Origin of the sequence: Pseudomonas wayambapalatensis, from assembly GCF_049942315.1 — a bacterium.
GTDB classification, from domain to species: Bacteria; Pseudomonadota; Gammaproteobacteria; order Pseudomonadales; family Pseudomonadaceae; genus Aquipseudomonas; species Aquipseudomonas wayambapalatensis.
The window spans coordinates 1-23,136 of the sequence record NZ_JBNFMU010000179.1 but is presented as its reverse complement, the minus strand read 5'-3'; the positions used below and the strand labels follow the sequence as shown (position 1 = coordinate 23,136).

The following is a 23,136-nucleotide window of genomic DNA, read 5'->3' as shown; positions in this document are numbered from 1 at the left end:
TGGTCAGGGGGTCTTGTCGGTGTCGGCAGCCTTGGCGCCACGAATGATCTGCATGCTGGGCGCAGCGTTGGCGGGAGCAGTGCTGGCCACGGGAGACTGGGACAATTGGCTGAAGCGATAGAGCTCGCGCCCGGCGCTCTCGACCTGCGGCCGCGCCTCAGGTTCGGCCCAGTAACGGGCCAGGCGCTGTTCATCGGCGCTGCGTACGGCCAGGCGCAGGGTGCCGGCCTGGGCAGCGAGCATCAGGCGGCTGGCCAGCGCCTCGGGCACGGCCAAGGTCACGGTGCGGGTGCCGCCGGCGCTGCCTTGGCTCCCGTGCTGTTCGCGCCGAGCCGTTTCTTCCTCGACGGTTTGTGCCGGGCGACCATCGTTGGCCAACCCCATCTGCTCGCCGACACTCAGCACGCGCAGGGCCGGCAGCACCACCTGGGCTGAAGACTGTGGGTTGTTGTTCTCCTCGCGCAGAAACAGCAACACATCCACGTAGTCGCCCGGGCGCAGTTGCCCGGCAGCCCCCACCACATCATCGACGCCCACGGCCACCGCGCGCTCATGGGCACGAATCATCCGCGCCAGTGGCCCGCCCGCCTGGAAGCTCGCCTCGTCCAGCCAACTGCCTGCCGACAACGGACGCGCGCTGGAGCGACCGAGCACCTGGTCGATGCGCTGGAACGCACCGGCAGGCACCACCTGCAGGCGCTCGAGCAACACATCGTCCTCGGTCAGCGGCGTGTTCGCCGGTAGCGCCCTGCGCAACACGACGATGGAGGTACGTGCCGGCTCAGGCGGTTGGGGAGGTGCGACGATCACCTCGGCAGGCGCCTCGGCAATCGTCGGGGCAGGACTGACGGGGGGTGTGGCCGGACGGCTGAGCACCAGCCCCCAGTAACCTGCGAGTACTGCGCCGAGAAGAAACAGGACAGCCAGGACCATGGTCAAGCGACTGCTCATCTCCGCCTCCCTGCGCTATTGCCGTGATGGCAAAAGGTAACTATTTCGCTATTGAACGGTAGCGCAGACCTCACCGTTCGCCATGAGCGGAAACGGGATTTTTTCGTCTGGCACGCGGACTTGCAGGGAAAACAGGCACTTAGAAAAAGCCTCGGCTTCCAATACTTTAGGGTTAATGCCTTTTTACATTTGCAGGCTTCACCAGCTTGGCAATTCTATGATGGCAAATGGACGTTAATTAGCCACGTCCTTACCCCGCGCCCTCGGCGCAAGGAGATGTGCCATGCAACTGCAGCAGATCCTTCAGCACTGCAAGAACTTCATTACTCGCAAAGACGGCGCTTCCGGTATCGAGTACGCGTTGATTGCCGCAATGGTCGCGGTGGTGCTGGTGCCGTTCGTACCCGCGATCTCCGGCAAGATCACCACGATGTTCACCGCCATCTCCGGGGCGCTATGACCTTGAGCAGCACGCCGCAGCATAACGCCAGGCGAACAGGAGCCAAGCATGTCGAACTCTTCCTCGCGCCAGCAGATTCTTTTGGTGGACGACGAGGAAGAGGCATTGCAGGAGCTGGCTGAACTGCTGGAGAACGAAGGTTTCAAGTGCCACACCGCAAACTCGGTGAAGGCCGCCCTGCAACAGCTCACCCGCTACCCTGATGTGGCCCTGGTGATTACCGACCTGCGCATGCCCGAAGAAAGCGGCATCGGCCTGATCAAGCGCCTGCGCGATCACACCGCCCGCCAGCACCTGCCGGTGATCGTCATGTCCGGCCATGCCGACATGGACGACGTCAGCGACCTGCTACGCCTGCATGTGCTCGACCTGTTTCGCAAACCGATCTACCACGCCCGCTTGCTGGAGACACTCGACAACCTGTTTCCCAAGGCGGTTATGCAGGTGGTGGGGCGGTAGGCCGCAGGAGCAGCCTCCCCTACAACTGATAACTGAAACTCACCGTAAACCGCGGCCGCCGGTTCAGGCTGTCGAGGGCGATGTCCGACATGGGCTTGGCCACCTCCAGCGCGATGTTGTAATAGCGCGCATCGCCAAACCGCACCCCCACCGCCGCCGACGACATCTTCGCCTTCTGCACCTCCAGTTCGTTGAACCAGGCTCGCGCGGTATCGAGCACCACATAGGGCTGCAGCACCTTCAGCCACTGGCCCTCACGCTGGATGCTGTAGTTCAGCTCGTAGGCCAGGCCCCAACCCTTGTCGCCGGAGGCCTGGTCACTGGGGTAGCCACGGCCGAAGTTCTGCCCGCCGAACACCGCCCGTTCGCTGTCGGGCAAACTGTCGTTGCTCCAGTACCCAGCAGCGGACACGACCCCCTGCCAGTGCTCGAGGAAATTGTCGCTCTGCACGCCGGACAGGCGCAGGCGCAGGAAATCCAGGTCATAGCCTGCATTGGTGCGTGCGCCAAAATGGTCGAGGCCCTGGTAGACCCCGGCGCTGAGGATGCGCAGGCGCCTGGCCTCGGCCTTGCGCCAATCGCCCTCGAACGACAGCGCGCGAATGTCGGTGTGGCTGTCGAGCTTTAGCGGGAAACCCACGACCTGGTAGTCGATCTGGTCATTGACCGCATAGAAGCGCCCGACCACATCCAGCCATTCGGTCGGCGAGGCGATCAGCGCCTGGCTGAGCCCGATCGAGTAACGCTCGTTCTCGCGGTGCTGGGTCAGGTCGATGCCGTTGCCCAGGCGAATGCGCGCCTTCGGGTCGCTGCGATAGCGCGATGCCGACAACAGCAGTTGCGTGCCTTCGTCATCCACGAACTGGCTGTAGTCGAGGCGGTAATAGTGTTCCTTGTCCTCGCCCGGCGGCGCCAGCACGCTGGCGCTCAATTGCTCGGCGAAGCGGGTCTGGGCATTGCTGCTGGCCCCCAGCAGCGCCTGCAGGTCGTCACGGTTGCCATCGCTGAGGTTGAGGGTCGTGGTGAAGGGCTTGCGCGAAGCCTGGGCGATCAGGCGCGTGGCGCCGTCGGTGGTGCCCGGCGGGGGCACTTGGGCCTGGAAGGTGACGCCGGGGATACGGCTGATCAGGCTGGTGTAGCGCTCGAAGGTCTTGCGCGTCAGCGGCCGCTCGGCCTTGAGCTTGTTCACGAGGCGCTCGACATAGCCCGACGCGGAACCGATATCGCCCTGAACCTCATAGTCGCGGATGTAACCTTCCACCAGCACGACCCGCACGCGGCCATCGGCGAAGTCTTGCGGCGGAAGATAGGCGTAGGACAACAGGTAGCCGTCCTGCTGATAGCGCTGAGTCAGGCGTCGGGTGACCTCGATCAGTTCAGCGAGGGTCACGCTGCGGTCGAGTATCGATTGGTAGTGCTCGCGCAGATCTGCCAAGGGGTAGACGGTCCCGCCCTCGAAACGCACCTTGCGCACCAGGACCTGGGTGTTCATCTGCAATGGCGTTTGTTGGGGTGCCGCTGGTGCCGGCACATTCAGCCCGGGCTTGCCGGGACGGTAGGCGTCCACCGGCAGGTTCGGCGTGGGCAGGCGGCGTTCGGTTTCGTTGCTGTTGAGAAAACTCGGCAGGGGTTCGGCGCGGGCCACGCAGGCCCAGGACAGCGCCAGCATCGTCACCAGCAGTGGACGCATTCGGACACTCCATGATCCTGTGGAACCCAGGGCGCCCGGTTCGAGCGCCCCTTGTCAATGCAAGCGTAGGTGCTGAGCAGGCTGTCGTCTAACCAGGCGCCCGGCGGATCCGCGAAAAAGATCCGCCGGGCAGTGGATCAACGCTGCGCGCCACCCAAGGCCCCGGTCACACCACCGAGTACGCCGCCGAGCCCACCACCCTGGCCAGCACCGCCATTGACCAGCGTGCCGGCCTGGCCAACGGTGCCACCGACTGCGCTGACCGTCGCGCCCACCTGGCTGACTACCGGGTTGCCAGTGGCCGCGCCGAGCTGGCTGCCTGCACTGGCCACCGCACCACCCACCTGATTGAGCAACCCGGCGACCGGCGCACCGACGCCCGTCGCAGCGCCAACCTGCTGGGTGACACTGGCCACGCCACTGACGACCGGCGCCACACCGGCGCTCACCTGTTGCGTTACCGCTGCCACCGGAGCACCTGCTGCAGTATTGGTGACGCCATTGCCACCGAGCACGGTGCCGAGCGCAGCAACGGTATTGCCAACCTGCCCCGTGCTGCCACCTGCCGACACCACTGCCGGATTGCCAGTGCCCGCCGCCAGCCCGCTGCCCGCGCCAGCCACCACGCCGCCGACGGTTTCCAGCAGGCCCGTGCGTGCACCGCCGGTTGTCGGGGCCAGGCCGCTGGTGGTGCTGACAGTGCTGCCTACGTTGCTCACCGCTTGCCCGAGCGTACTGGTCAATGGATTACCGTTGCCGGCACCTGCAACCTGTTGCCCGGCCTGGTCGAGTGCACCGCCGACCTGGTTGAGGGTCTGGTTCAGCGGGCCTGCGAGCCCGGTTTGTCGGGTGACGTTGGCGGTGGTGTTTTCCACCAGCGATACCACCGGTACCAACGCATTGCTCACCCCTTGGGTGGCACCAGCCAGCGGCCCGTTGGTGCCGATGGGGGTCAGCGTGTTGCCCAACATGGTGACGGCCTGGCCGACACGGTCTACACCTTGCCCGGCGCCTGCCACCACTTGATTGACCAACGGAATCTGCTCGACCGGTGAATTCGTTGCCAGCCCACCTACGCCCTGCCCCAGGCCGGATACGCCGGTCCCCAGGTTGGAGGTGGCCGCACCCACCACGCCCAGCGTGGTACCGACGGCATTGTTTCCGGTGCCCAGTTGCCCAAGGCCCTCGCTCAGGCCGGAGCCGACACTGCTGACTGCATCACCCGTGGACGACACCAGCGAACCCACGCCGCCGGTCAACGAAGTGTTCCCCGCCACAGGCAGCGAGCCGATCACCTCACCCAGGTTGCTGACACCATCGCCCAGGCCGGAAACGGTATTGCCGACCTGGCCAACGACCTGACCGGTGACCAGCGGAGTCGGCGTATTACCGCCACCGGTACCACCATCACCACCGCCTGGCGTTCCGCCACCGTTACCAGGATTGGTACCACCGCCTCCCGTACCATCTCCTCCACCACCACCGCTGCCTGCGCCGTTGCCACCACCCGCCATACCGCCGCCATCACCACCGCTGCCGCCCGTTCCGTCGGAGCCGCCGCCTGCACCTGCACCAGCGCCACCATCGGCGGACGAGCCATCAACCTCGCTGTGATGACCACCACCACCGCTGCTGCACCCGGCAAGCCCAAGGGCCATGACCAGCGCCAATGCCGTACTCGCTTTCATCCAAACCTGAGTTTTCATGGGCGACTCCCGCACTGCTTTGTTGTTGGATAGGCGCGCTGGCCAGGCTGGCCAGCGTTATGCCTTCAGTCAGCAGTGAAGCTCTGGCGGTTCGACGGCGGTAGGTCGTAAGTTGGTATTAATACGGCGGGATAAGGTGCTGAAGCCGATAAAAAATCCATGAAATTCAGCAAGTTGAAATATTCGCCCGAATGGCTGACCGAAAGGTTTAATACCATGTCATTAGTACAAGGAAACGCTGGCTGAGAGAGGCTACTCCGCCACCTGGAACTCGACCCGTGCCGTCTCGCCGCTCTCATCCAACGCACTCAACTCGATGCGTCCTGACTGCTCGAAACGCACCAGCAGGCTGTCCTGCCCTTCGGTCTCGCCCAGCGGCCGGCCATTGAGGAACCACCAGCGTCGCCCTGCTCCACCCAGTGCCGATACGTGCAGTTGCAGCGGCTCGTGGCTGGTCAGCGGCCGGCGCAGGTTGTCGCCTGCCCGTACACCGACGATCGACAGCGGTGGCGCGCTGGGCGCTGCCTGCGGTGGACAGTCAGGATCGACCATCGGCAGCCGCGCACTACGCCGCTCTACCCGTGGCAGCCACGGTTCCAGAGGTGCAGGCCAGAGGGCAATTTCCTGCGCTTTCGCCCCCCGACAACTGGCATCGACCCGCAAACCACGCGCGTTGACCCACACCGTTTCGCGCAGGCCCAACCCCAGCGGCTGGTCGGCAGCCTGCAAGGTCGGCGGCGTGGTGCCGTCGAGGGTCCAGGCAAAACGCTGGCGGCGGCACTGCGGATCCTGACGACTCATCGGCTGCCCCAGCGGCCAGCAGATCGCTGCGACGCCGACACTGCCCGGCACGTTTTCCACCGGCACGGCAATGCCGCGCTGGCTGTCGCGATTGCTCAACAGGTCGTGCACCTGCAGCATCAGCGGCGCTGCCGAAGCCAGGCCGAACTGGCCCGGCACCGGCGTGCCATCGGGTCGGCCTATCCACACACCAATGATGTACCGCGGCCCGACCCCCACCGACCAGGCATCGCGAAAGCCATAGCTGGTGCCGGTTTTCCAGGCCAGTTGCGGGCGCTGCACAAGCTCGGCGTGCGGGTCGCGGTCCGGGCGCGCCTGGCCGCTGAGAATACGCCGTACAATCCACGCCGAACCCGGCGACAACAGGTGCCGCTCCAGCAGCGGATCCTGGGGCTGCAGGCGGATCTTCGCGCTCTTGCCCTCGCGGGCCAACGCCGCATAACCGCCGACCAGGTCCTCCAGACGGCTGCCGGCACCGCCGAGAATCAGCGATAGGTTCGGTTCGGCCAGCGGCGGCAGTATCAGCGGCACCCCACCGATACGCATCTGCGCGGCAAAGCGCTTGGGCCCATAGGCTTCGAGCAACTGAACCGCTGGTAGGTTGAGCGACAACGCCAGCGCCGAACTGGCCGACACCGGCCCGCTGAAGCCCATCGAGAAGTTGCCCGGACGGTAGTCGCCATAGCGGCGCGGTACGTCCTGCAGCAGCGATTCGGAGTGGATCAGCCCATCGTCCAGGGCCATGCCATAGAGAAACGGCTTGAGGGTCGAGCCGGGCGAACGCAGGGCATGCACCATGTCGACATGGCCGAAGCGGCGCTCATCGCCCAGGTCGATGGACCCCAGGTAGGCACGCACGGCCATGGTCTGAGCCTCGACCACCAGGATTGCCGCCGAGGTGCGCTCGGGCAAGCGTGCACGCCAACCGAGCAGCAAGTCTTCGAGACGGCGCTGCAACGACGCATCGAGCGTGGTGCGGATCAGCGGTGGGCTGTCCGCCGTGTTCAGCCGCCGAGCCAGCAGTGGCGCCAGCGCCGGCTCCTGGCGCGGGGCGAGCAGCAAGGGCTCTTCGCGGGCCTCGGCAATCCGCTGCTCAGGCCACACCTGGTAATCGGCCAGGCGTTGCAGCACCTTGTCGCGGGCACGCTGCGCACGCTCGGGATGGCGATCCGGGCGCAGGCGGCTGGGCGCCTGGGGCAGTACGGCCAGCAATGCCGCCTCGGCAGGCGTGAGGTGCTTGGGCGACTTGCCCAGGTAAGCCCAACTGGCGGCGGCGACGCCCTGCAGGGTGCCGCCGAAGGGCGCGCGATCGAGGTAGATCTGCAGGATCTCGCGCTTGGACAGGTGCCACTCCAGCTGCGCCGTACGCCACAACTGACGGAGCTTGCCGGCCAGGGTGCGATCATGGGGGTCGAGCAAACGTGCTACCTGCATCGACAGCGTGCTGCCACCGGACACTACGCGTCCGCCACGCAGGTTCAGCCAGGCCGCGCGCGCCAGGGCCAGCGGGTTGACCCCGGGATGATCGTAGAACCAGCGATCTTCGTAGGTGAGCAGCGCCTCCAGATACAAGGGCGATACCTCATCGGGGCTGACCGGATAGCGCCACACGCCGTCGGCATCGGCGAAGCGCCACAGCGGCGTGCCGTCCTCGGCGAGCACCACCCGCGCCAGGTCGTCACCCGGCATCGGCAACGGCCACAGGCGATCCGCCAGCCACAGCAAGACGACGCTCGACAGCACAGTAATGCCGACACCACGCAAGATCCTTGCGCTGCGCGTACGCGGGCGAACTATGCTTGCGCCTGGCATCGGGAACCGACCCCATCGAACGATGGCCAAAGGCTTGGGATGATCATCAGGAAGCAGCTATGCATGTAGAAGGGTTTTTCGAGTGGTTGGGCCAGGCGCTGGGCGCGGTGATCAAGTTCATCGTCGATATCATGAGCGGGCTGTTCAATCTGCTGGCCAATGCCGGCGGCAATTTCATCGACGGGCTGGCGCGCACCTTGGGCATGGACACCTCGCTGGTCAGCATCCTTGCGCTGATCGTCGGGCTGATGCTGCTGTACTCGGCGATCCGGGCGTTCATGCGGGCGTCGATCGTGATGGGCATCATCTGGCTGGTGCTGGGCTTGTGGGTGTTGAGCTGGATCATTCACTGACCCGAGGCCCGCCATCCATGAACCTGTGGGAGCGGAGTCACCCGCTCCCACAGTCGCATCAACGGCTACGCACCACCATCTCGCCCTGACTATCCCCCACTGCCTGCAGGTTCGGCCGGTACATCGACTCTACCTGCGGCGGCGGAATGCGATAGCTGCCCGGCGTTACCGCACGCGCCAGGTACAACAGGTGCGTGGTGCCGTAGCTGTCGAGCTTGAGGGCGGCCACATAACGGTCGTCGCGGTACTCCTGGTGCACCACGCTGGCGTTCTGCATCGATTCGCGCCACTGCTTGACGGCACTGCTGGCGTTGTCGAGGCTGGCGGCGCTCTGGGCCAGGTTCTGGTTTTCCAGCTCCAGACCCGCCGGCAGCAGGTCGACCACCAGCGCATCCGGCACCTGGCTCTGGGCCTTGAGCGCCAGGTGCACCAGCACCAGGTCGCCACTGCGCAGGTTGCGCAGGTCCAGGGCCTGGCCGTTCATGCCCAGGTACTCGCGACGGATCTCCATACCATTGCTGCTGGCCGCAGGCGCCTGCCGCGGATAGCCGGACAGGGTCAACTGCTGGTACAGCGTATCGCTGCCCTGGTTCTGGATGCTCAGCGGCGATGCCAGCAACGGGCCTTCGAGCTTCATGCCCGATTCGGTGTTGTTGAACTCGCGAACCTCACCAGCGCTGTCCAGACGCGCCTGCCAGTTGCCTTCGGGCTTGCCCAGCAGGCCGCGACCGGCGAGGAACAGCGCATTGCGCTCCTGGGTCGACAGCCAGCGGTTGGAGGCCAGTTCGTCGGACAACGCGAACAGGCGTTGATCGACCTGGTTGCTGGCCAGGTTGTTCTCCTGAAGCAGCGCCAGGATCAGTGCCTGGTCACGCACGGCGCTGCCGTAGTCGGCCAGCCAACCCTTGCCACGGCCTATCGCCAGGCCTGCCTGCAACGCCTGCTGCGAGCGCGGCTTGTCGCCCATCTTGTCCAGAGCCACCGCCAGTTGCACCAGCGGCAGGCCGGAGCGGGCATCGCTGCGGCGTTCGAACAGGCTGCGCAGCGCACCCAGCGGCGCTTGCTGACTGCGGGCAAGCACCAGCGCGGCGTAGGCCTGCACGGCAAAGCGGGTGTGTTCGGCGTCCTGGCTGTAGTCGACCTCGATCAGGTTGCGTTCCTGCAGGTAGCGCAGCAGCCGCTCGTTGGCCTTCTTCAAGGCATCGGCAGGCACGCCGTAGCCTTGCTCACGCGCACGCAGAAGGAAGTCGGTGACGTAGGCGGTGAGCCAGTACTCTTCCTCGCTGTCCGAACTCCACAGGCCGAAGCTGCCGTTGTAGCGCTGCATGCCCAGCAAGTGCTCGATGCCCATTTCGATCTTGCGCTTGCGCACATCGGTCGGCTCACCCTTGATACCCAGACGCTTGAGGCTGTCGGCATCGGCATAGAGCGAGGGATAGAGGCCACTGGTGGTCTGCTCCAGGCAGCCGTAGGGGTAGGCTTCGAGGGCACGGATCTGCTCGGCCAGGTTCAGCGGTGGGCGGCTCGACAGCGCAAGGCTGGCTTCAAGGCCTGCCGGCTCGAACTCGGCCAGCTCGTTCTCGGGCAGGGTCCAGGGTTGGTCCTTGAGCGCCACACGGTAGTGCTTGAGCATCGCCGGATACGCCGGGCGCACACCCAGGGTCCATTCGCGCTCGAAGCCGGTGGCCGTCTCGCCAGGCAACTGCAGGCCATCGACACGCACGTGCACCTTGCCCTGCCCCAGGCCACCGCGGGCCTGCACCGGAATCATCAGCGTGCTGCGCTGGCCTTCGGCAAGGTTGATGCTCTGCTGGGCGGCACCTGCGAGGTCGAGTTGCCCGTCGGTGGTCACCTGCACGTTGAGCTGCTGGGCACGGCCAGACAGGTTGGCCAGGTCCAGGGCCAGGCGAGTCTGGTCGCCACCGGCGAGGAAGCGCGGCGCCGACAGCTCGGCGATCAGCGGTGCAGCGACGACCGTCTTGCCTTCGGCCATGCCGAAGTGCTCGTCGGTCCAGGCCTGCGCCATCAGGCGCAGTTCGCCGTTGAAGTCGGGGATATCGACTGTGGCCTGCCCTTCGCCCTTCTCGTCGAGCGTCACCGGCAGGCTCTGCTGGGCGACGATGGTGACCGTGGTGTTCGGGCGCTTGCCACCCTTGGCCATGGCGGCGTCACCCCCGAAGGCCAGGCTCGCCAGGCGGCCCTGGCCGGCTTCGATCAACTGGCCGTAGATATCCAACTGGTCGGCGCCGTAGGCCTTGCGACCGAACAGGCTGGCGAAGGGGTCGGGGGTTTTGAAGTCGGTGATGTTGAGGATGCCCACATCCACCGCAGACAACAGCACATGCACCTGCTTCGGCACGCTGCCGTCGGCATTGACGGCCTTGAACTTCACGGTCAGGGGCTGCTTGGGGCGCATCTTCTCCGGCGCCTGCAGGCTGACCGCCAGCTTGCGCTCGGCGCGGTCCAGCGGCAGGTGCAGCACACCGACGGCGCGCTTGGGCGTGGCATTGACCTTGCGCTCACCCGGACGAATCACCAGGGCGCTGATATAGAGGTCGTGGCGGGCCCATTTCTTGTCCAGCTCGACCTCGAAGGTCTTGCCTTCGGCAGGTACGTCGATCTCCCGCCACCACAGCGGACCGTCGCTGGACTCGATCATCAGGTAGCCGCTGCCGGCCGCAGGTGGCGTGACGGTAACCTTGGCGGTGGCACCGTCGGCGTAGGAAGGTTTGTCCAGCGCCAGCTTGACCTGGTCAGGGCGTACTGCCCCACCTTCGGCGTTGTCCTGGGCGCGGTAACCGGCCCAGAAGCGCTCGCTGGATACCAGCCCGGTTTCGGGATCTTCGACCTCGACGCGGTAAGGCCCCCACTCCACCGGGAAGGTCAACTTGGCGGTGGAGCCGGCCTTGACGCTGACGGTTTCCTCGCTCTGGGTGAGGAATTTCTCGTTGTAGTTGTAGCTCCAGCCATCGCTTTGCGAGTAGTTCCAGTAGTAGTCGCGACGCTCGCGGATCAACCGCACCTTGAGGTCGTCGGCGGCGAGCTTGTTGCCGTCGCGGTCGGCGACCAGCACCTCGAACTGCACCGGGGCATCGCTGTCGGTCTCTTCGCCATCGAACAGGCCGCGCAGGCCCGGCAGGCGATCAGCCGGCCAGATCGGCTGTTCCAGACGCCGGGTGATGGGGCGACCGCCAGACTCCTGCAGGCTGGCCTGCACGGTCAATTGCAGCGGCGAGCGGGCCTCGGCCCAGCGGCTCTCGATATCGACGGTGGCCTTGCCGGCCTGGTCGAGGGTGACTTCATCGAGTTCCAGGTCCTGGGTCAGTTCGCTCTCGGTAACCGAGCCGAACTGATAACCCGGCAGCGCCGGTACGGCTTCACGCAGCGGGCGGATGTAGGCCTGGCCGCTCAGGCGGTTGCCGGCAGCTGGCGCGCCATAGAGATAGCGGCCATTGACCTGGATGCGTGCGGTTTGTTCGGGGCTGAGGGGGGTCTTGCTGCCCTTGAGCTCCAGCGCCAGGCGCTCGGGCAGGAAGTCCTCGACGAGGAATTCGTAGACCTGCTTGCGGCCCCCGCCGAGGTCGAGCAGCAGTTGCCAGCGCCCGGTCGGCGCCTCGGTAGCCAATTGCAGCTGATATTGGAACAGGCCGTTCTGGTCGGCCTCCCAGACGAACTTGCGGCTGACCTGCTCATCAGGGCGACGCACTTCGACCGTCACCGGCTGAGCCTTGACCGGCTTGCCGTCCTGGTCGCGCAGCAGGCCGTTGAGCAGTACGGTTTCGCCGGGGCGATACAGGTCACGCGGGCCAAAGATGAAGAACTGCAGCGGATTGGCTTGCGGGCCGGTGATGTCGAATTCGGCCAGATCCAGTGCGGCGGTGTTCAGGCGCAGCAGCGTGGTGTGCACGCCCTGGGTGGCGATCAGGGTGTCGGCCTTGGCCGTGATCGGCAACTCGGCATGGCCCTTGCCATCGGTCTTGGCCTGGGCCAGCAGCTTGCCCTTGTCGTCGTGCAGCTCGAGGGTCACGTCGCTCAGGGCCTTGCCGCCCTCGAGGGCCTGGGCGAACACGTCCAGGCGGTCACGGTAGCGGTGCGCGGACACGCCGATATCACTGAGGGTGAACAGGGTCGCCGGTTGCGAATAGTCGTAGGTGCCGGAGGCGCGCATCACCGCCAGGTAGACGCCCGGCTCCTGCAACGGCTTGATCCCGGCGATCGGCAGCAGTACGGTTTCGCGAGTATTGCGTGCAGGGTTCAGGTCGAAGCGGCCGCTGTAGACCAGCTCGGCCATGTCCAGGGTTTCCTTGGACTGGTAGTAGTACAGGCTGCTGTTTCGGCCCCAGTTGACCAGGAAGGTCGAGAGCATTTCCGGTTTGATCCGGAAGAACTCGACATCGACCTTGTCGACGTTCAGGGCGATCACCGGCAGGCCTTCGGCCAGGCGGGTGGGCAACAGGGAGCCACGGCTGGCAAAACCGATGGTCGGCTGCATGTCGCGGGTTTCCAGGCGGCTGACCGACTCACCCTGAAGCGTCTTGCCGTTGACCGCGAGCAGGCCCTTGTCGACGGTCAGCACCAGCTTGCGCTGCGGCTCGAGGTGGCGCAGACGCAGTTCCATCTGGTTGTCGGACAGCTCCCAGGCGCCGTCGAGCTTGCCCTTGACGGTATCGACCAGGTGCACCTTGGCGGCGAAGTCCTGGTTGGCATCGAGCGGCACCGAGAAGCTGATCGACAGGGTACTGGCACCGTCGAGCTGGACCTCCGAGACGTCCAGCACGTTGAGTTCACGGTCGGCGTAGCGCTTGGCGAGCGCTGCCGGGTCCTCGCGCTTGGCGGGCTTGGCTTCGGCAGGCACGCTGGCCGCGGGCTTTTCAGCCGGCGCGGGGGTGTCCTTGGAAGAGGAATCACAGGCACTGAGCAGGGCCAGCGCGCAGGCCAGCAACAATCCTTTGTTGAGCATAGGAGAGAGGACTCTTCGGCAGCAGGGTGGTGAGGGCAGAAACTATAGCGCAACGTCAGGCAGGCTACCTGCGCTGCAATGGCAAATGAGACCGCGTTCGCACGGATTGGTTGCCTGGCCGGTACAATGGCCAGCAGCCGAAAACCGGGGCCGCCGTGCGCCCCTTCGCGGGCAAGCCCGCTCCCACAGGATAAGCGCAATCGCATGCCCTCACTGCTCAACGACTGGCACCACCGCCTCACCCACCGCAAGGTCTGGGCCTTGGCCGCGCCGATGATCCTTTCGAACATCTCGGTGCCGCTGGTGGCACTGGTCGACAGCACGGTCATCGGCCATCTGCCCCACGCCCACCAGCTCGGTGCCGTCGCCGTTGGCGCCACACTGTTCACCTTCATGGTCGGCCTGATGGGGTTCCTGCGCATGGGTTCGACCGGTTTTGCAGCCCAGGCCGCCGGTCGCGCCGACGGCGCCGCACTACGCCAGGTGCTGGTTCAGGGACTGCTGCTGGCGCTGGCGTTCGCCGTGCTGATCGGCCTGCTCGCCCTGCCCCTCAGCCAGTTGGCCCTGCAGGCGATGCAGCCCAGCGAGGCCCTGCAAGCCTCGACCGAAGCCTTCTTCCATACCCGCCTGCTCGGCCTGCCGGCGGCACTGGCCAGCTATGCCCTGGTCGGCTGGTTCCTCGGCACCCAGAATGCTCGTGCGCCGCTGGCGATCCTGCTGACCACCAACCTGCTGAACATCGTCCTCAACCTGTGGTTCGTGCTCGTACTGGACTGGGGCGTACTCGGTTCGGCGCGGGCCTCGGTGATCGCCGAATGGAGCGCGGCGCTGCTGGGCCTTGCCCTGACCCGCCCTGCACTGCTTGCCTATCCGGGACGCATCGCCTGGGCTGCGCTGAACCGCTGGCAGGCCTGGCGCCCGCTGCTGGCGGTCAACCGCGATATTTTTTTGCGCAGCCTGGCCTTGCAGTTGGTGTTCCTGCTGATCACCGTGCAGGGCGCGCGCCTGGGTGAAGCGACGGTCGCGGCCAACGCCCTGCTGCTCAACGGCCTGCTGCTCACCGCCTACGCCCTGGATGGCCTGGCGCATGCGGTCGAGGCCCTGTGCGGCCACGCCATCGGCGCCCGACAACACGACACCTTGCGCCGTTCGTTGGTGGTCGCCTGCGGCTGGTCACTGATCGTCAGTCTGGTCTTTGCCGGGCTGTTTCTGCTGGGTGGGCACTTGTTCATCGACCTGCAGACCGACATCCAGAGCGTGCGTGACGCAGCCTACCCTTACCTGCCTTACCTGGCGCTGCTGCCGCTGGTAGCGGTGTGGAGCTATCTGCTGGATGGCCTGTTCATCGGCGCTACTCGAGCGCGCGAGATGCGCAACGCGATGCTGGTATCGGTGGCGATCGCGTTGCCGCTGGCATTCGCCCTGCGAGGGTTCGGCAACCATGGATTGTGGCTGGCGTTTCTCGGGTTCATGGGATTGCGCGCGGTGACGCTGGGGTGGGTGGGGTGGCGGTTGCAGCAGCGGGGAGCGTGGATCGATTGAAACAGGGCCGCTCCCGCAAACCTTGCAGGAGCGGCCCGCCGATCACGACGACAGGTACGAAGACCGAGTCAGGCCCAGGCGCAGCGCGTCGAGGAACTGGGTCCGCTCACGGGCGCTGATCTTGGCGCTGGCGACCTTGTCGCGGTAGTGGGTCATCAACTCCTCCGGCGACAGGTGCACGTAGCGCAGCATGTCCTCGATGGTGTCGTGGGTCTCGATGCCAGCGTGGTACACGCTGCCGTCGGCGTTCTGGTAGATGTTCACCGAGTCGGTGTCACCGAACAGGTTGTGCATGTCCCCCAGGATTTCCTGGTAGGCGCCGACCAGGAACACGCCCAGCAGGTAGTCCTCACCTTCGCGTACCGCATGCACCGGCATGCTGGTCTCGATGCTCTGCTCGTCGACGTACTGGTTGATCTTGCCGTCCGAGTCGCAGGTCAGGTCCTGCAGCACCGCACGGCGCATGGGCTCTTCGTCCAGGCGGTGCAGCGGGATGATCGGCAGCACCTGGCCGATGGCCCAGGTGTCGGGCAGGCTCTGGAATACCGAGAAATTGCAGATGTACTTGTCGGCGAGCTTGTCGTTGAGCTCGTCCAGCACCTGGCGGTGCGAACGCTGGCGAGCCTTGAGCGAGTTGTGCAGGCGACGGCACACAGCGAAGTAGCATTGCTCGGCCAGGGCTTTCTCGGAGAGGCTGATCTTGCCATCGGCATACTGCGCGGCCACGTCACCCATGTAGTGGGTGGCACGCCAGTAGGTCTCGGTGACCATCTCGATGTCGGTCGGGCCGAGCAGGTCGGCCAGCCACTGCACGGTCTCGGGCAGCGCCTCCTTGTTCTCGATGGTCGGCACTTCGTCGTTGTGGCTTTCGACGTCGGTGACCTGGATCACCAGCATGGCGTGGTGCGCAGTCAGCGAGCGACCGCTCTCGGAGAAGATATGCGGGTGCGGCAAGCCCTGGGCGTCGCAGAACTCCTTGAGCATCCCCACCACCACGCCGGCATAGTCATCCATGTCGTAGTTGATCGAGCTGGCGTTGCGCGAGTGGGTGCCATCGTAGTCGACGCCCAGCCCGCCACCGACGTCGATGTGATCGACCGGCAGGCCCAGGCCGCGCAGCTCGCCGTAATAGCGGATGGCTTCCTTGAAGCCGTGCTGGTAGTCGGCGAGGTTGGCGATCTGCGAGCCCATGTGGAAGTGCAGCAGGCGGATACCCTGGTCCAGCCCGGCATCACGGAAGCGGCTGACCACCGACAGCAATTGCGCAGCCGACAGGCCGAACTTGGATTTCTCGCCCCCGGTGTCGGCCCACTTGCTCGAAGCCAGCGACGACAGGCGCACGCGCAGGCCGACCTGTGGCTTGACCTTGAGCTCGGCGGCTTCCTCGATCACCAGGGCGACCTCGGATTCCTTCTCGATGACGATGAACACGTTGTGGCCCAGCTTCTGGCCCATCAGTGCCAGGCGGATGAACTCACGGTCCTTGTAGCCGTTGCAGACGATGGTACCGCCCTTGGGCGCCAGCGCCAGCACGGCCAGCAGCTCGGGCTTGGAGCCGGCTTCGAGGCCGATGGAGACGTTTTGCGTGGCGATGATGTTCTCGACCACCGCCTCCTGCTGGTTGACCTTGATCGGATAAAGGGCCGTGTACTGGCTCTGGTACTCCAGGCGCGCGATGTTGGCGTCGAAGGCACCGGTCAGTTGGCGTACGCGGTCCTGCAGGATGTCCGGGAAACGGACCAGCAGTGGCAGCGACAGGCCACTCTGGCGCAGCTCGTCAACCTGCTCGAAGAGGTCGATCGGCGCGCTGTCGGGGCCGTTGGGGCGCACTTCGACACGCCCGGCTTCATTGATGGCGAAATAACCAGCGCCCCAATGGCGGATACCATAAACACTGCGGCTGTCGGCCACGGTCCATTGGCTGCCATCGTCTTTGCGTGTGCGTCGTACGGACATTCAAGTCCCCTATAGATAAGTCAAGACACTGCCCCGCGGTGGGTGCGGGCGCAGTGTAGAAGCTGAAAATGACGATTCGTCCGTCCCCGGGTAGACCCCGGCAACGGAAACGAGTTTAGAAAGCGCTCGGCAAAAATGCCTGCGGGCAACACTCAACCGCCGGACTTCTTCGCCTTGAAACCCTGCTTGATCAGCTCGGCGAGCAGCAGTTCGACGTGATCACCCTGGATCTCGATGACACCGTCTTTCAAGGCACCACCGGTGCCGCATCGCCGTTTGAGCGTGCTGGCGAGGTCCTTGAGCTGCTCGAGCGGCAGCGGTACGCCAGTGATGGTGGTGACGGTCTTGCCACCACGCCCCTTGCTTTCACGGCGTACCCGGGCAATGCCATCGCCTTCGGGGATCAGTTGCTGCTTGCAGACACACGCGTCCACCGGCTGGCTGCAGTCGGGGCAGTGCCGACCAGCGTCGGTGGAAAACACGAGACCGCCGAGGGCGGAGAAGGAAGAAGCTTTCTTGGCCACTTTTGTTCCTCTTGCTGAGGACAAAAACTGGTCGGACCACAGGGGGACTGGACCGACCGCGAAGCCCCACTCTGGCAGGGGCGGCGCTACTGTCGCAGGTGTTGCGACAGCCCGAAAAGGGCGCGCAGTGTAACGATAAATTCCTGGCTTGCTAAGTACTGGATTGCGGCATTTTGCGAATGTTTTGCGACGTGGGGGAGCGCTGACGGCTACAGGCTCGCCTTGTACCGGCGCAACGCCTCCAGCGAGTCCGGACAGAAGTCCTTCTCCCGGCTCTCGGCCTCTGCCTGTTCCACAGTGACGAAGCGCGCCTCGATCACCTCTTCAGGCTGCAGCCGCAGCGGCGCGTCGGACACCGCCGAGAACACCGCGCACCACAAGCGGTTGCCCAACTGATCGAAGTAGAACTTCTCGTGAAAACGCAACGCGACGCCAGCGATGCCCAGTTCCTCTTCCAGCTCGCGGGCCGCAGACTCGGCGTATTCCTCGTGCACCCCGACCATGCCACCGGCCGCCACATCCCAATACCCGGGATACAGCGCCTTGCTCAAGGTGCGCCGGTGCACGCACAGCTCGCCCTGGCTGTTGAACAGCAGGATGAAGGTACAGCGCCCGATCAACCCTCGCTCGCGCAACTCGGCCCGCGCCAGGGCGCCAAGCGGCTGGTCGTGTTCGTCCACCCAGGCCACCAGCTCGGCATCGGAGGCCGCGCGGTGCGCGACCTCGGCGGGATTGATGGTCATCCTTGCGAGAGCAACTGACGCAGGTCGATGACTGCGGCGTTGGCCCGGGAGATGTAGTTGGCCATCACCAGCGAGTGGTTGGCCCACATGCCGAAGCCACTGCCGTTGAGTACCATCGGGCTCCACAGCGGCTCCTGCGAAGCTTCCAGCTCACGAATGATCTGACGCACGCTGACGGTGGCGTTCTTCTTGGCCAGTACGTCGGCGAAGTCGACCTCGATGGCGCGCAGCAGATGCGACAGCGCCCAGGCCTGGCCGCGGGCTTCGTAGAAGACGTTGTCGATCTGCAGCCATGGCGTCTCGACGATCTCCTCGTCGACCTGCGGTGCCTGGCCGGCCTGGACGGTTTCGGTCTTCAGGTTGCTGTTGAGCTTGACCCGGCCGACGCTGGCCGACAGGCGTTGGGACAACGATCCCAGACGCGTGGCAACGTCGCCCAGCCAGTTGTTCAGGTTGTCGGCGCGGGTATAGAAGATCGCGCCTTGGTCGCCAGCGGCCAGGCGCACCTGGTAGCGGTTGAGCGACTTGATGCCCTCCTCGAACTCCGACTCGCTGGAAGGGAGGATCCAGCTCTTGTTGTCGAAGTTGAAGCGCGGCTCGGCCTTGGCCAGGTCGGCGTCTTCGGTCGATTGCGACTGCGAGCGAGCGAAGTCCTTGCGCAGCGCACGCGACAGGTCGCGCACCTGGACCAACACGCCATATTCCCAGCTCGGCATGTTGTCCATCCACAGCCCCGGCGGGAAGCGGTCGTTGGAGATATACCCACCCGGCTTGTCGAGCAGGGTGCCGGCCACTGTCTTGAGGGTTTCGATGGTGGTATAGCCAACCACCATCTGCTGGCCGTTACGCTCGGCCGCAGCCTGGGCATTCTGTTGCACCGGGAACAGATCAGGCTCTTCGCTCCAGTACCAGCCAAGGCCGATGCACACCAGCAGGTACAGGCCGATCAGGGTGCCCAGGGCGCGGCTCCAGAGGCCGCCGAGGTAGCTACGGGTGGCAGCGCCACGGCCATCGACGCGCTCGGGGCGCTCGGCCTTGGCCTCACGGTTTTTCCAGTCCAGCATGGCGTTGTCCTTAATCAATCATGACGGTTCAGGGGCTTGGACCACAGGCCTCGGCCAGGGTGCCACGGCAAGCCCGCGTCCCAGCACTATAAAGCAGACGCCGCCATACGCATAAGCGACCAATGGGTCGGGAACTGAATAATCGGGCCTGAACGCTTTGTTGACCCACAGCACTCGCGAGCAGGAAAAGACCTGCTAGCATAGAGCCATCATTGAACCTGCACACCAACCTCCAACAAGCAGTCAGGACATGACCCAGCCAGCCGAGCCCAGCCACGAGCGCTTGAAGCAGCATTTCGCCCAGCGGGTCATTCACCAGGCCCGACAGATTCTCGAAATCTGGCAGCGCCTGCAGCGTGGCGAGTGGTCGAGCGCAGGGCTGAGCGAACTGGGCGATGCCAATCTGCGCCTGCAACGCTACGCCGACCGTTTCGAGCAGCCCGAGCACGGCAGCCTGTCGATTGCCATCGGACAGACGCTGAGGGCCATCGAAGCGAACAGCACGCGGCTCAACTCCGAGCTGATCGGCGAGCTCAATCGCCTGATGCAACGCCTGTCGCGCACCGGCCTGCGCAAGGGCGACCAGCTCGATCATGTGCCTCTGCCACCCTTGCGCAAGCCGGTGTACATCCTGCTGCAGGACCATGACCGCGCCGAACGCCTGGCGCAACAGCTGGAGTTCTTCGGGTTGGGCGTGCAGGCACTGGGCAACGCCGAAGCCTTCCGTGCCTCGATGAGCGAACGCCTGCCGTCGGCCATCGTCATGGATGTCGACTTCAGTGGCCCCGGCCAGGGCCTCAAACTGGCCGCCGACGCCCAGCAAGGGCTGGAGCTGCACATCCCGCTGCTGTTCTTCAGCCTCCACGAGACCGACACCCCGACCCGCCTCGCCGCCGTGCGCGCCGGAGGCCAGGAGTTCCTCACCGGCACCCTGGAGGCATCCAGCCTGCTGGAGAAGGTCGAACTGCTGACCAGCGCCACCCAATACGACCCGTTCCGGGTGCTGATCATCGATGACTCGCGCGCCCAGGCCATGCACACCGAGCGCCTGCTCAACGGCGCCGGCATCATCACCCGCACGCTCACCGAGCCGATCCGCACCATGGCCGAGCTCGCCGACTTCCAGCCCGACCTGATCATCCTCGACATGTACATGCCCGACTGCACCGGCACCGAACTGGCCAAGGTGATCCGCCACAACGACCGTTATGTCAGCGTACCGATCATCTACCTGTCGGCCGAGGACGACCTGGACAAGCAGCTCGATGCCATGAGCGAAGGTGGCGACGACTTCCTCACCAAGCCGATCCGCGCCCGTCACCTGGTCACCACCGTGCGCAACCGCGCCGCCCGCGCCCGTCATCTCAAGGCGCGCATGGTGCGCGACAGCCTGACCGGGCTGTACAACCACACCCACATCCTGCAACTGCTCGAAGACTGCAGTTTCCGCGCCCGCCGCGAGGAACAACCACTGAGCTTCGCCATGCTGGACATCGACCACTTCAAGAAGATCAACGACCGCCATGGCCATCCCATGGGCGACCGGGTGATCAAGAGCCTGGCGTTGTTCCTCAAGCAGCGCCTGCGCAAGACCGATTTCATCGGCCGCTATGGCGGCGAGGAATTCGCCATCGTCATGCCCAACACCGGCCTGGAAGCTGCGCACAAGGTGCTCGACGAGATCCGCCGGCGCTTTGCCGAAATCCACTATCCCGCCCAGCCGCACGACCTGCAGTGCACCTTCAGCGCCGGGGTGGTGCAACTCGATGACGCGCTGGATGCGCTGACCATGGCCAGCGCGGCGGACGAGGCGCTGTACCGGGCCAAGCACGCGGGGCGCAACTGTGTGGTGAGGGTCGAGCCCTAGACTGGCACTCTGCCACTTTTTTATGGCGCCACCCCGTCGTCGTCATCACCCGGTCACAAAATCGCAATAACTTCAGGCACCTACCTCTCCATTCCCGCAGGAAGTTCGCGGCTATGCGCCTGAAGTGGCTGACCAATTTCAACACCCTCTTGCTGGTGACCGTGTGCTTTGCCCTGGGTGCAACCCTGTGGTGGTCGCAGCGTGCGCTGGAGCGTCCCTATCAGATGATGGAGCGCTACCTGGGGCTGTCCCAGCAGTTCCAGAACGAGACCGCCGGCAATATCCAGGCCTACCTGGCCAGCGGCGACGCCCTGCGCCATGCCTCGGCCATGGAGGCCAACAAGCAGTTGCACAGTGCCCTCGGAGAATGGCCAGACGCACTGGCCGCCAAGCTGCGCCCGAGCCTGGACAGCCTGCAGGGCTTTACCGCCAACGAACTGCTGGCCGCCGGCAAGCTGGCCGGAGACCCGCAGGCATTGCTGCTGCAGGCCGAGCGCGAACTGGGCGCCAACCTGGAGCAACTGGCCGGCTATGCCCGCGACAGTGGCAACGCCGAGGCGGGTCGCTACCTGGCCCCACTGATGGACGCCTCGCTGCACCTGGGCCGCCTGGCACTGGCCCGCGACAAGCTGGTCAGCAGCGGTCGCGCGGAACTGGCGGACGAAGTGGAGCGCGAACTGCAACAGATCCGCGCCCAGGCGCAGATCATCGACAGCCTGCCGTTGCTGGGGGTGACCCGCGCGGCCGAATCCAACGCCGACGACTTCGCCGCGATGATGGGCCTGCAAAGCCAGGGCAGCGAGCAGAAGGAGGACGTTGCCGTCGGCCTCAAGCGTGAACTGCAAAGCTTGCTCGGGCGCTATCCGGCCGAACTGCAGCGCACCCGTGAACAGATCGAACGCCGCGCCGCACTGGCCGCCAGCACCAGCGAGCGCCTCGAAGCTGTGCAGAAGGCCATCGCCGGACTGGAACCTGAAGTGCGCGGTCAGCACGCCAAGATCGCTGGCGAGGTCCGGGTCATCCAGGGCCTGATGATCGGCCTGATTCTGCTGATCGCCCTGCTCATCGACACCTTGCAGCGCCGCCTGACGCGCACCCTTACCAGCCTTGCGCCAGCCTTGTCGCGTTGGGCCGAGGGCGATTTCGCCCAGCCCGTCGCCCTTGGCAAGACCAACCTTGAACTGCACGACATCCAGGAGTCGCTCAACCGGCTGCGCCAGTACCTAGTGACCCTGGTCGGCACGATCCGCCACAACGCCGAGCAGGTCGCAGGCAGCAGCCATGCCCTGGCCGGCATGAGCAGCGCGCTGCATGACGGTGCCGAGCGCCAGGCGGGCGATACTGCACAGATCCGCGATGCCCTGGGCGAGCTCGAGGCGACCATCCAGCAAGTGGCCGGCGATGCCAGTTCGGCCGCGGATGCCAGCCGCGACGCCGGGCGCGCCGTGGAGCACGGCCAGACGGTGATCGGCCACAGCCTCTCCGGCCTGCGAGCGTTGGTCGATGAAGTGCAGGGCAACGCGCAGTTGATCGAACAACTGGCCGAGGAGTCGGCGACCATCGGTGGCGTGCTGACGGTGATCCGCTCGATCGCCGAGCAGACCAACCTGCTGGCCCTCAACGCAGCGATCGAGGCGGCCCGTGCCGGCGAAATGGGCCGCGGCTTCGCCGTCGTAGCCGACGAAGTGCGCTCGCTGGCCCAGCGCACCACCGGCGCCACCGGCGAGATCCAGGCGCTGATCGACCGCCTGCAGCAGGCGGCGCGCGAATCGGTGAATGGCATGCGCACCCAGCTCGAACACGCCGAGGCTACCGCCAGCCAGGCTCAGGCGGCGGACGGTGCGCTGGATGAGATTGTCAGCGCGATTCGCACCATCTCCGATACAGCGGTGAGGATTGCCGACGTCACCGCACAGCAGAGCGGTGCTGTGAGCGAGATCCGCGACCACAGCGAGCGGATTCATGCGCTCGGTGAGGACAACCTGCAACGCATCGGCGAAGGGCGCGAGCAGGGTGAGCAGTTGCTGCAACTGGGGGGTGAGCTGAATACCGCGGTGCGGGCCTTCAGGGTGTGATCGGCAGGCCTGGCCCCTTCGCGGGCAAGCCCGCTCCCACTGGGTAGCGGCGAGGAAAACCTTCTGCTGGCGCGGTTCCGTGGGAGCGGGCTTGCCCGCGAAGGGGCCAGGCCTGCCGATCACACCCTGAAGGCCCGCACCGCGGTATTCAGCTCACCCCCCAGTTGCAGCAA

The 23,136-nt window shown here is 65.4% G+C and carries 14 protein-coding genes and 1 pseudogene; 6 read left to right on the top strand and 9 right to left on the bottom strand.

Going from position 1 to position 23,136, the window contains the following annotated elements:
• Positions 1–3: 3 nt before the first annotated feature.
• A complete protein-coding gene (cpaB, locus tag ACPZMI_RS12725) occupies positions 4–951 on the bottom strand; it encodes a Flp pilus assembly protein CpaB (RefSeq protein WP_426352349.1) in 948 nt (315 codons plus the stop codon).
• Positions 952–1,234: 283 nt separating this feature from the next.
• Here cpaB and ACPZMI_RS12720 point away from each other — a divergent pair, with 283 nt between their 5' ends.
• Together ACPZMI_RS12720 and ACPZMI_RS12715 are read left to right on the top strand one after the other, a co-directional pair.
• The gene (locus ACPZMI_RS12720; protein ID WP_065861672.1) at positions 1,235–1,411 is read left to right on the top strand and encodes a Flp family type IVb pilin; all 177 of its coding nucleotides are present in this window, start codon (positions 1,235–1,237) and stop codon (positions 1,409–1,411) included.
• Between the two features lie 48 nt (positions 1,412–1,459).
• Complete coding sequence (locus ACPZMI_RS12715; RefSeq protein ID WP_186708547.1) at positions 1,460–1,870, top strand: response regulator; 411 nt, start codon at positions 1,460–1,462, stop codon at positions 1,868–1,870.
• A 19-nt stretch (positions 1,871–1,889) separates the two neighbouring features.
• Here ACPZMI_RS12715 and ACPZMI_RS12710 read toward each other — a convergent pair whose 3' ends face one another.
• The 3 genes from ACPZMI_RS12710 to pbpC form a co-directional block, all read right to left on the bottom strand.
• Entirely contained in the window at positions 1,890–3,560 is a 1,671-nt protein-coding gene (locus tag ACPZMI_RS12710) for a ShlB/FhaC/HecB family hemolysin secretion/activation protein (protein WP_426352348.1), read from the bottom strand.
• Positions 3,561–3,697: 137 nt separating this feature from the next.
• Positions 3,698–5,266, bottom strand: coding sequence for a collagen-like triple helix repeat-containing protein (locus ACPZMI_RS12705; RefSeq protein ID WP_426352347.1), 1,569 nt, complete (start codon positions 5,264–5,266; stop codon positions 3,698–3,700).
• A gap of 252 nt (positions 5,267–5,518) precedes the next feature.
• Positions 5,519–7,879 (bottom strand): peptidoglycan glycosyltransferase PbpC, encoded by a 2,361-nt coding sequence (gene pbpC / locus ACPZMI_RS12700; RefSeq protein ID WP_426352346.1) that lies wholly within the window; start codon positions 7,877–7,879, stop codon positions 5,519–5,521.
• A 59-nt stretch (positions 7,880–7,938) separates the two neighbouring features.
• Here pbpC and ACPZMI_RS12695 point away from each other — a divergent pair, with 59 nt between their 5' ends.
• Positions 7,939–8,232 carry a hypothetical protein gene (locus ACPZMI_RS12695; RefSeq protein ID WP_054894193.1) on the top strand — a complete coding sequence of 98 codons (294 nt, stop codon included), beginning with the start codon at positions 7,939–7,941 and terminating at the stop codon, positions 8,230–8,232.
• Between the two features lie 58 nt (positions 8,233–8,290).
• On the opposite strand, the gene ACPZMI_RS12690 is transcribed toward ACPZMI_RS12695, so the two are convergent.
• Positions 8,291–13,192, bottom strand: coding sequence for an alpha-2-macroglobulin family protein (locus ACPZMI_RS12690; RefSeq protein ID WP_426352345.1), 4,902 nt, complete (start codon positions 13,190–13,192; stop codon positions 8,291–8,293).
• 204 nt (positions 13,193–13,396) lie between these two features.
• Between ACPZMI_RS12690 and ACPZMI_RS12685 the strand changes: the two genes are divergently transcribed.
• The gene (locus tag ACPZMI_RS12685) at positions 13,397–14,734 is read left to right on the top strand and encodes an MATE family efflux transporter (RefSeq protein WP_426352344.1); all 1,338 of its coding nucleotides are present in this window, start codon (positions 13,397–13,399) and stop codon (positions 14,732–14,734) included.
• 42 nt (positions 14,735–14,776) lie between these two features.
• On the opposite strand, the gene speA is transcribed toward ACPZMI_RS12685, so the two are convergent.
• From speA to ACPZMI_RS12665, 4 genes are all read right to left on the bottom strand, one after another.
• Positions 14,777–16,690, bottom strand: coding sequence for an arginine decarboxylase (speA, locus tag ACPZMI_RS12680; RefSeq protein ID WP_153774079.1), 1,914 nt, complete (start codon positions 16,688–16,690; stop codon positions 14,777–14,779).
• A 152-nt stretch (positions 16,691–16,842) separates the two neighbouring features.
• Positions 16,843–17,214: a translation initiation factor Sui1 gene (locus tag ACPZMI_RS12675; RefSeq protein WP_186666026.1), complete on the bottom strand. Its 372-nt coding sequence runs from the start codon at positions 17,212–17,214 to the stop codon at positions 16,843–16,845.
• Between the two features lie 209 nt (positions 17,215–17,423).
• Positions 17,424–17,957, bottom strand: a complete 534-nt coding sequence (locus tag ACPZMI_RS12670; RefSeq protein WP_186666024.1) for an NUDIX hydrolase — start codon at positions 17,955–17,957, stop codon at positions 17,424–17,426.
• Complete coding sequence (locus ACPZMI_RS12665) at positions 17,954–19,021, bottom strand: DUF2333 family protein (RefSeq protein WP_186666022.1); 1,068 nt, start codon at positions 19,019–19,021, stop codon at positions 17,954–17,956. The genes ACPZMI_RS12670 and ACPZMI_RS12665 overlap by 4 nt, the downstream gene beginning before the upstream one ends.
• A 250-nt stretch (positions 19,022–19,271) precedes the next feature.
• Here ACPZMI_RS12665 and ACPZMI_RS12660 point away from each other — a divergent pair, with 250 nt between their 5' ends.
• Positions 19,272–20,888 (top strand): diguanylate cyclase, encoded by a 1,617-nt coding sequence (locus ACPZMI_RS12660; RefSeq protein ID WP_426352343.1) that lies wholly within the window; start codon positions 19,272–19,274, stop codon positions 20,886–20,888.
• A gap of 1,550 nt (positions 20,889–22,438) precedes the next feature.
• Positions 22,439–22,963: pseudogene (locus tag ACPZMI_RS25430) on the top strand (methyl-accepting chemotaxis protein); the annotation flags it as partial.
• Between the last annotated feature and the right edge of the window lie 173 nt (positions 22,964–23,136).

Excerpts from the sequence above, each read along its gene's own strand:
- cpaB (WP_426352349.1), bottom strand. The coding sequence starts at position 951 with ATGAGCAGTCGCTTGACCATGGTCCTGGCTGTCCTGTTTCTTCTCGGC.
- ACPZMI_RS12720 (WP_065861672.1), top strand. The coding sequence starts at position 1,235 with ATGCAACTGCAGCAGATCCTTCAGCACTGCAAGAACTTCATTACTCGC.
- ACPZMI_RS12715 (WP_186708547.1), top strand. The coding sequence starts at position 1,460 with ATGTCGAACTCTTCCTCGCGCCAGCAGATTCTTTTGGTGGACGACGAG.
- ACPZMI_RS12710 (WP_426352348.1), bottom strand. The coding sequence starts at position 3,560 with ATGCGTCCACTGCTGGTGACGATGCTGGCGCTGTCCTGGGCCTGCGTG.
- ACPZMI_RS12705 (WP_426352347.1), bottom strand. The coding sequence starts at position 5,266 with ATGAAAACTCAGGTTTGGATGAAAGCGAGTACGGCATTGGCGCTGGTC.
- pbpC (WP_426352346.1), bottom strand. The coding sequence starts at position 7,879 with ATGCCAGGCGCAAGCATAGTTCGCCCGCGTACGCGCAGCGCAAGGATC.
- ACPZMI_RS12695 (WP_054894193.1), top strand. The coding sequence starts at position 7,939 with ATGCATGTAGAAGGGTTTTTCGAGTGGTTGGGCCAGGCGCTGGGCGCG.
- ACPZMI_RS12690 (WP_426352345.1), bottom strand. The coding sequence starts at position 13,192 with ATGCTCAACAAAGGATTGTTGCTGGCCTGCGCGCTGGCCCTGCTCAGT.
- ACPZMI_RS12685 (WP_426352344.1), top strand. The coding sequence starts at position 13,397 with ATGCCCTCACTGCTCAACGACTGGCACCACCGCCTCACCCACCGCAAG.
- speA (WP_153774079.1), bottom strand. The coding sequence starts at position 16,690 with ATGTCCGTACGACGCACACGCAAAGACGATGGCAGCCAATGGACCGTG.
- ACPZMI_RS12670 (WP_186666024.1), bottom strand. The coding sequence starts at position 17,957 with ATGACCATCAATCCCGCCGAGGTCGCGCACCGCGCGGCCTCCGATGCC.
- ACPZMI_RS12665 (WP_186666022.1), bottom strand. The coding sequence starts at position 19,021 with ATGCTGGACTGGAAAAACCGTGAGGCCAAGGCCGAGCGCCCCGAGCGC.
- ACPZMI_RS12660 (WP_426352343.1), top strand. The coding sequence starts at position 19,272 with ATGACCCAGCCAGCCGAGCCCAGCCACGAGCGCTTGAAGCAGCATTTC.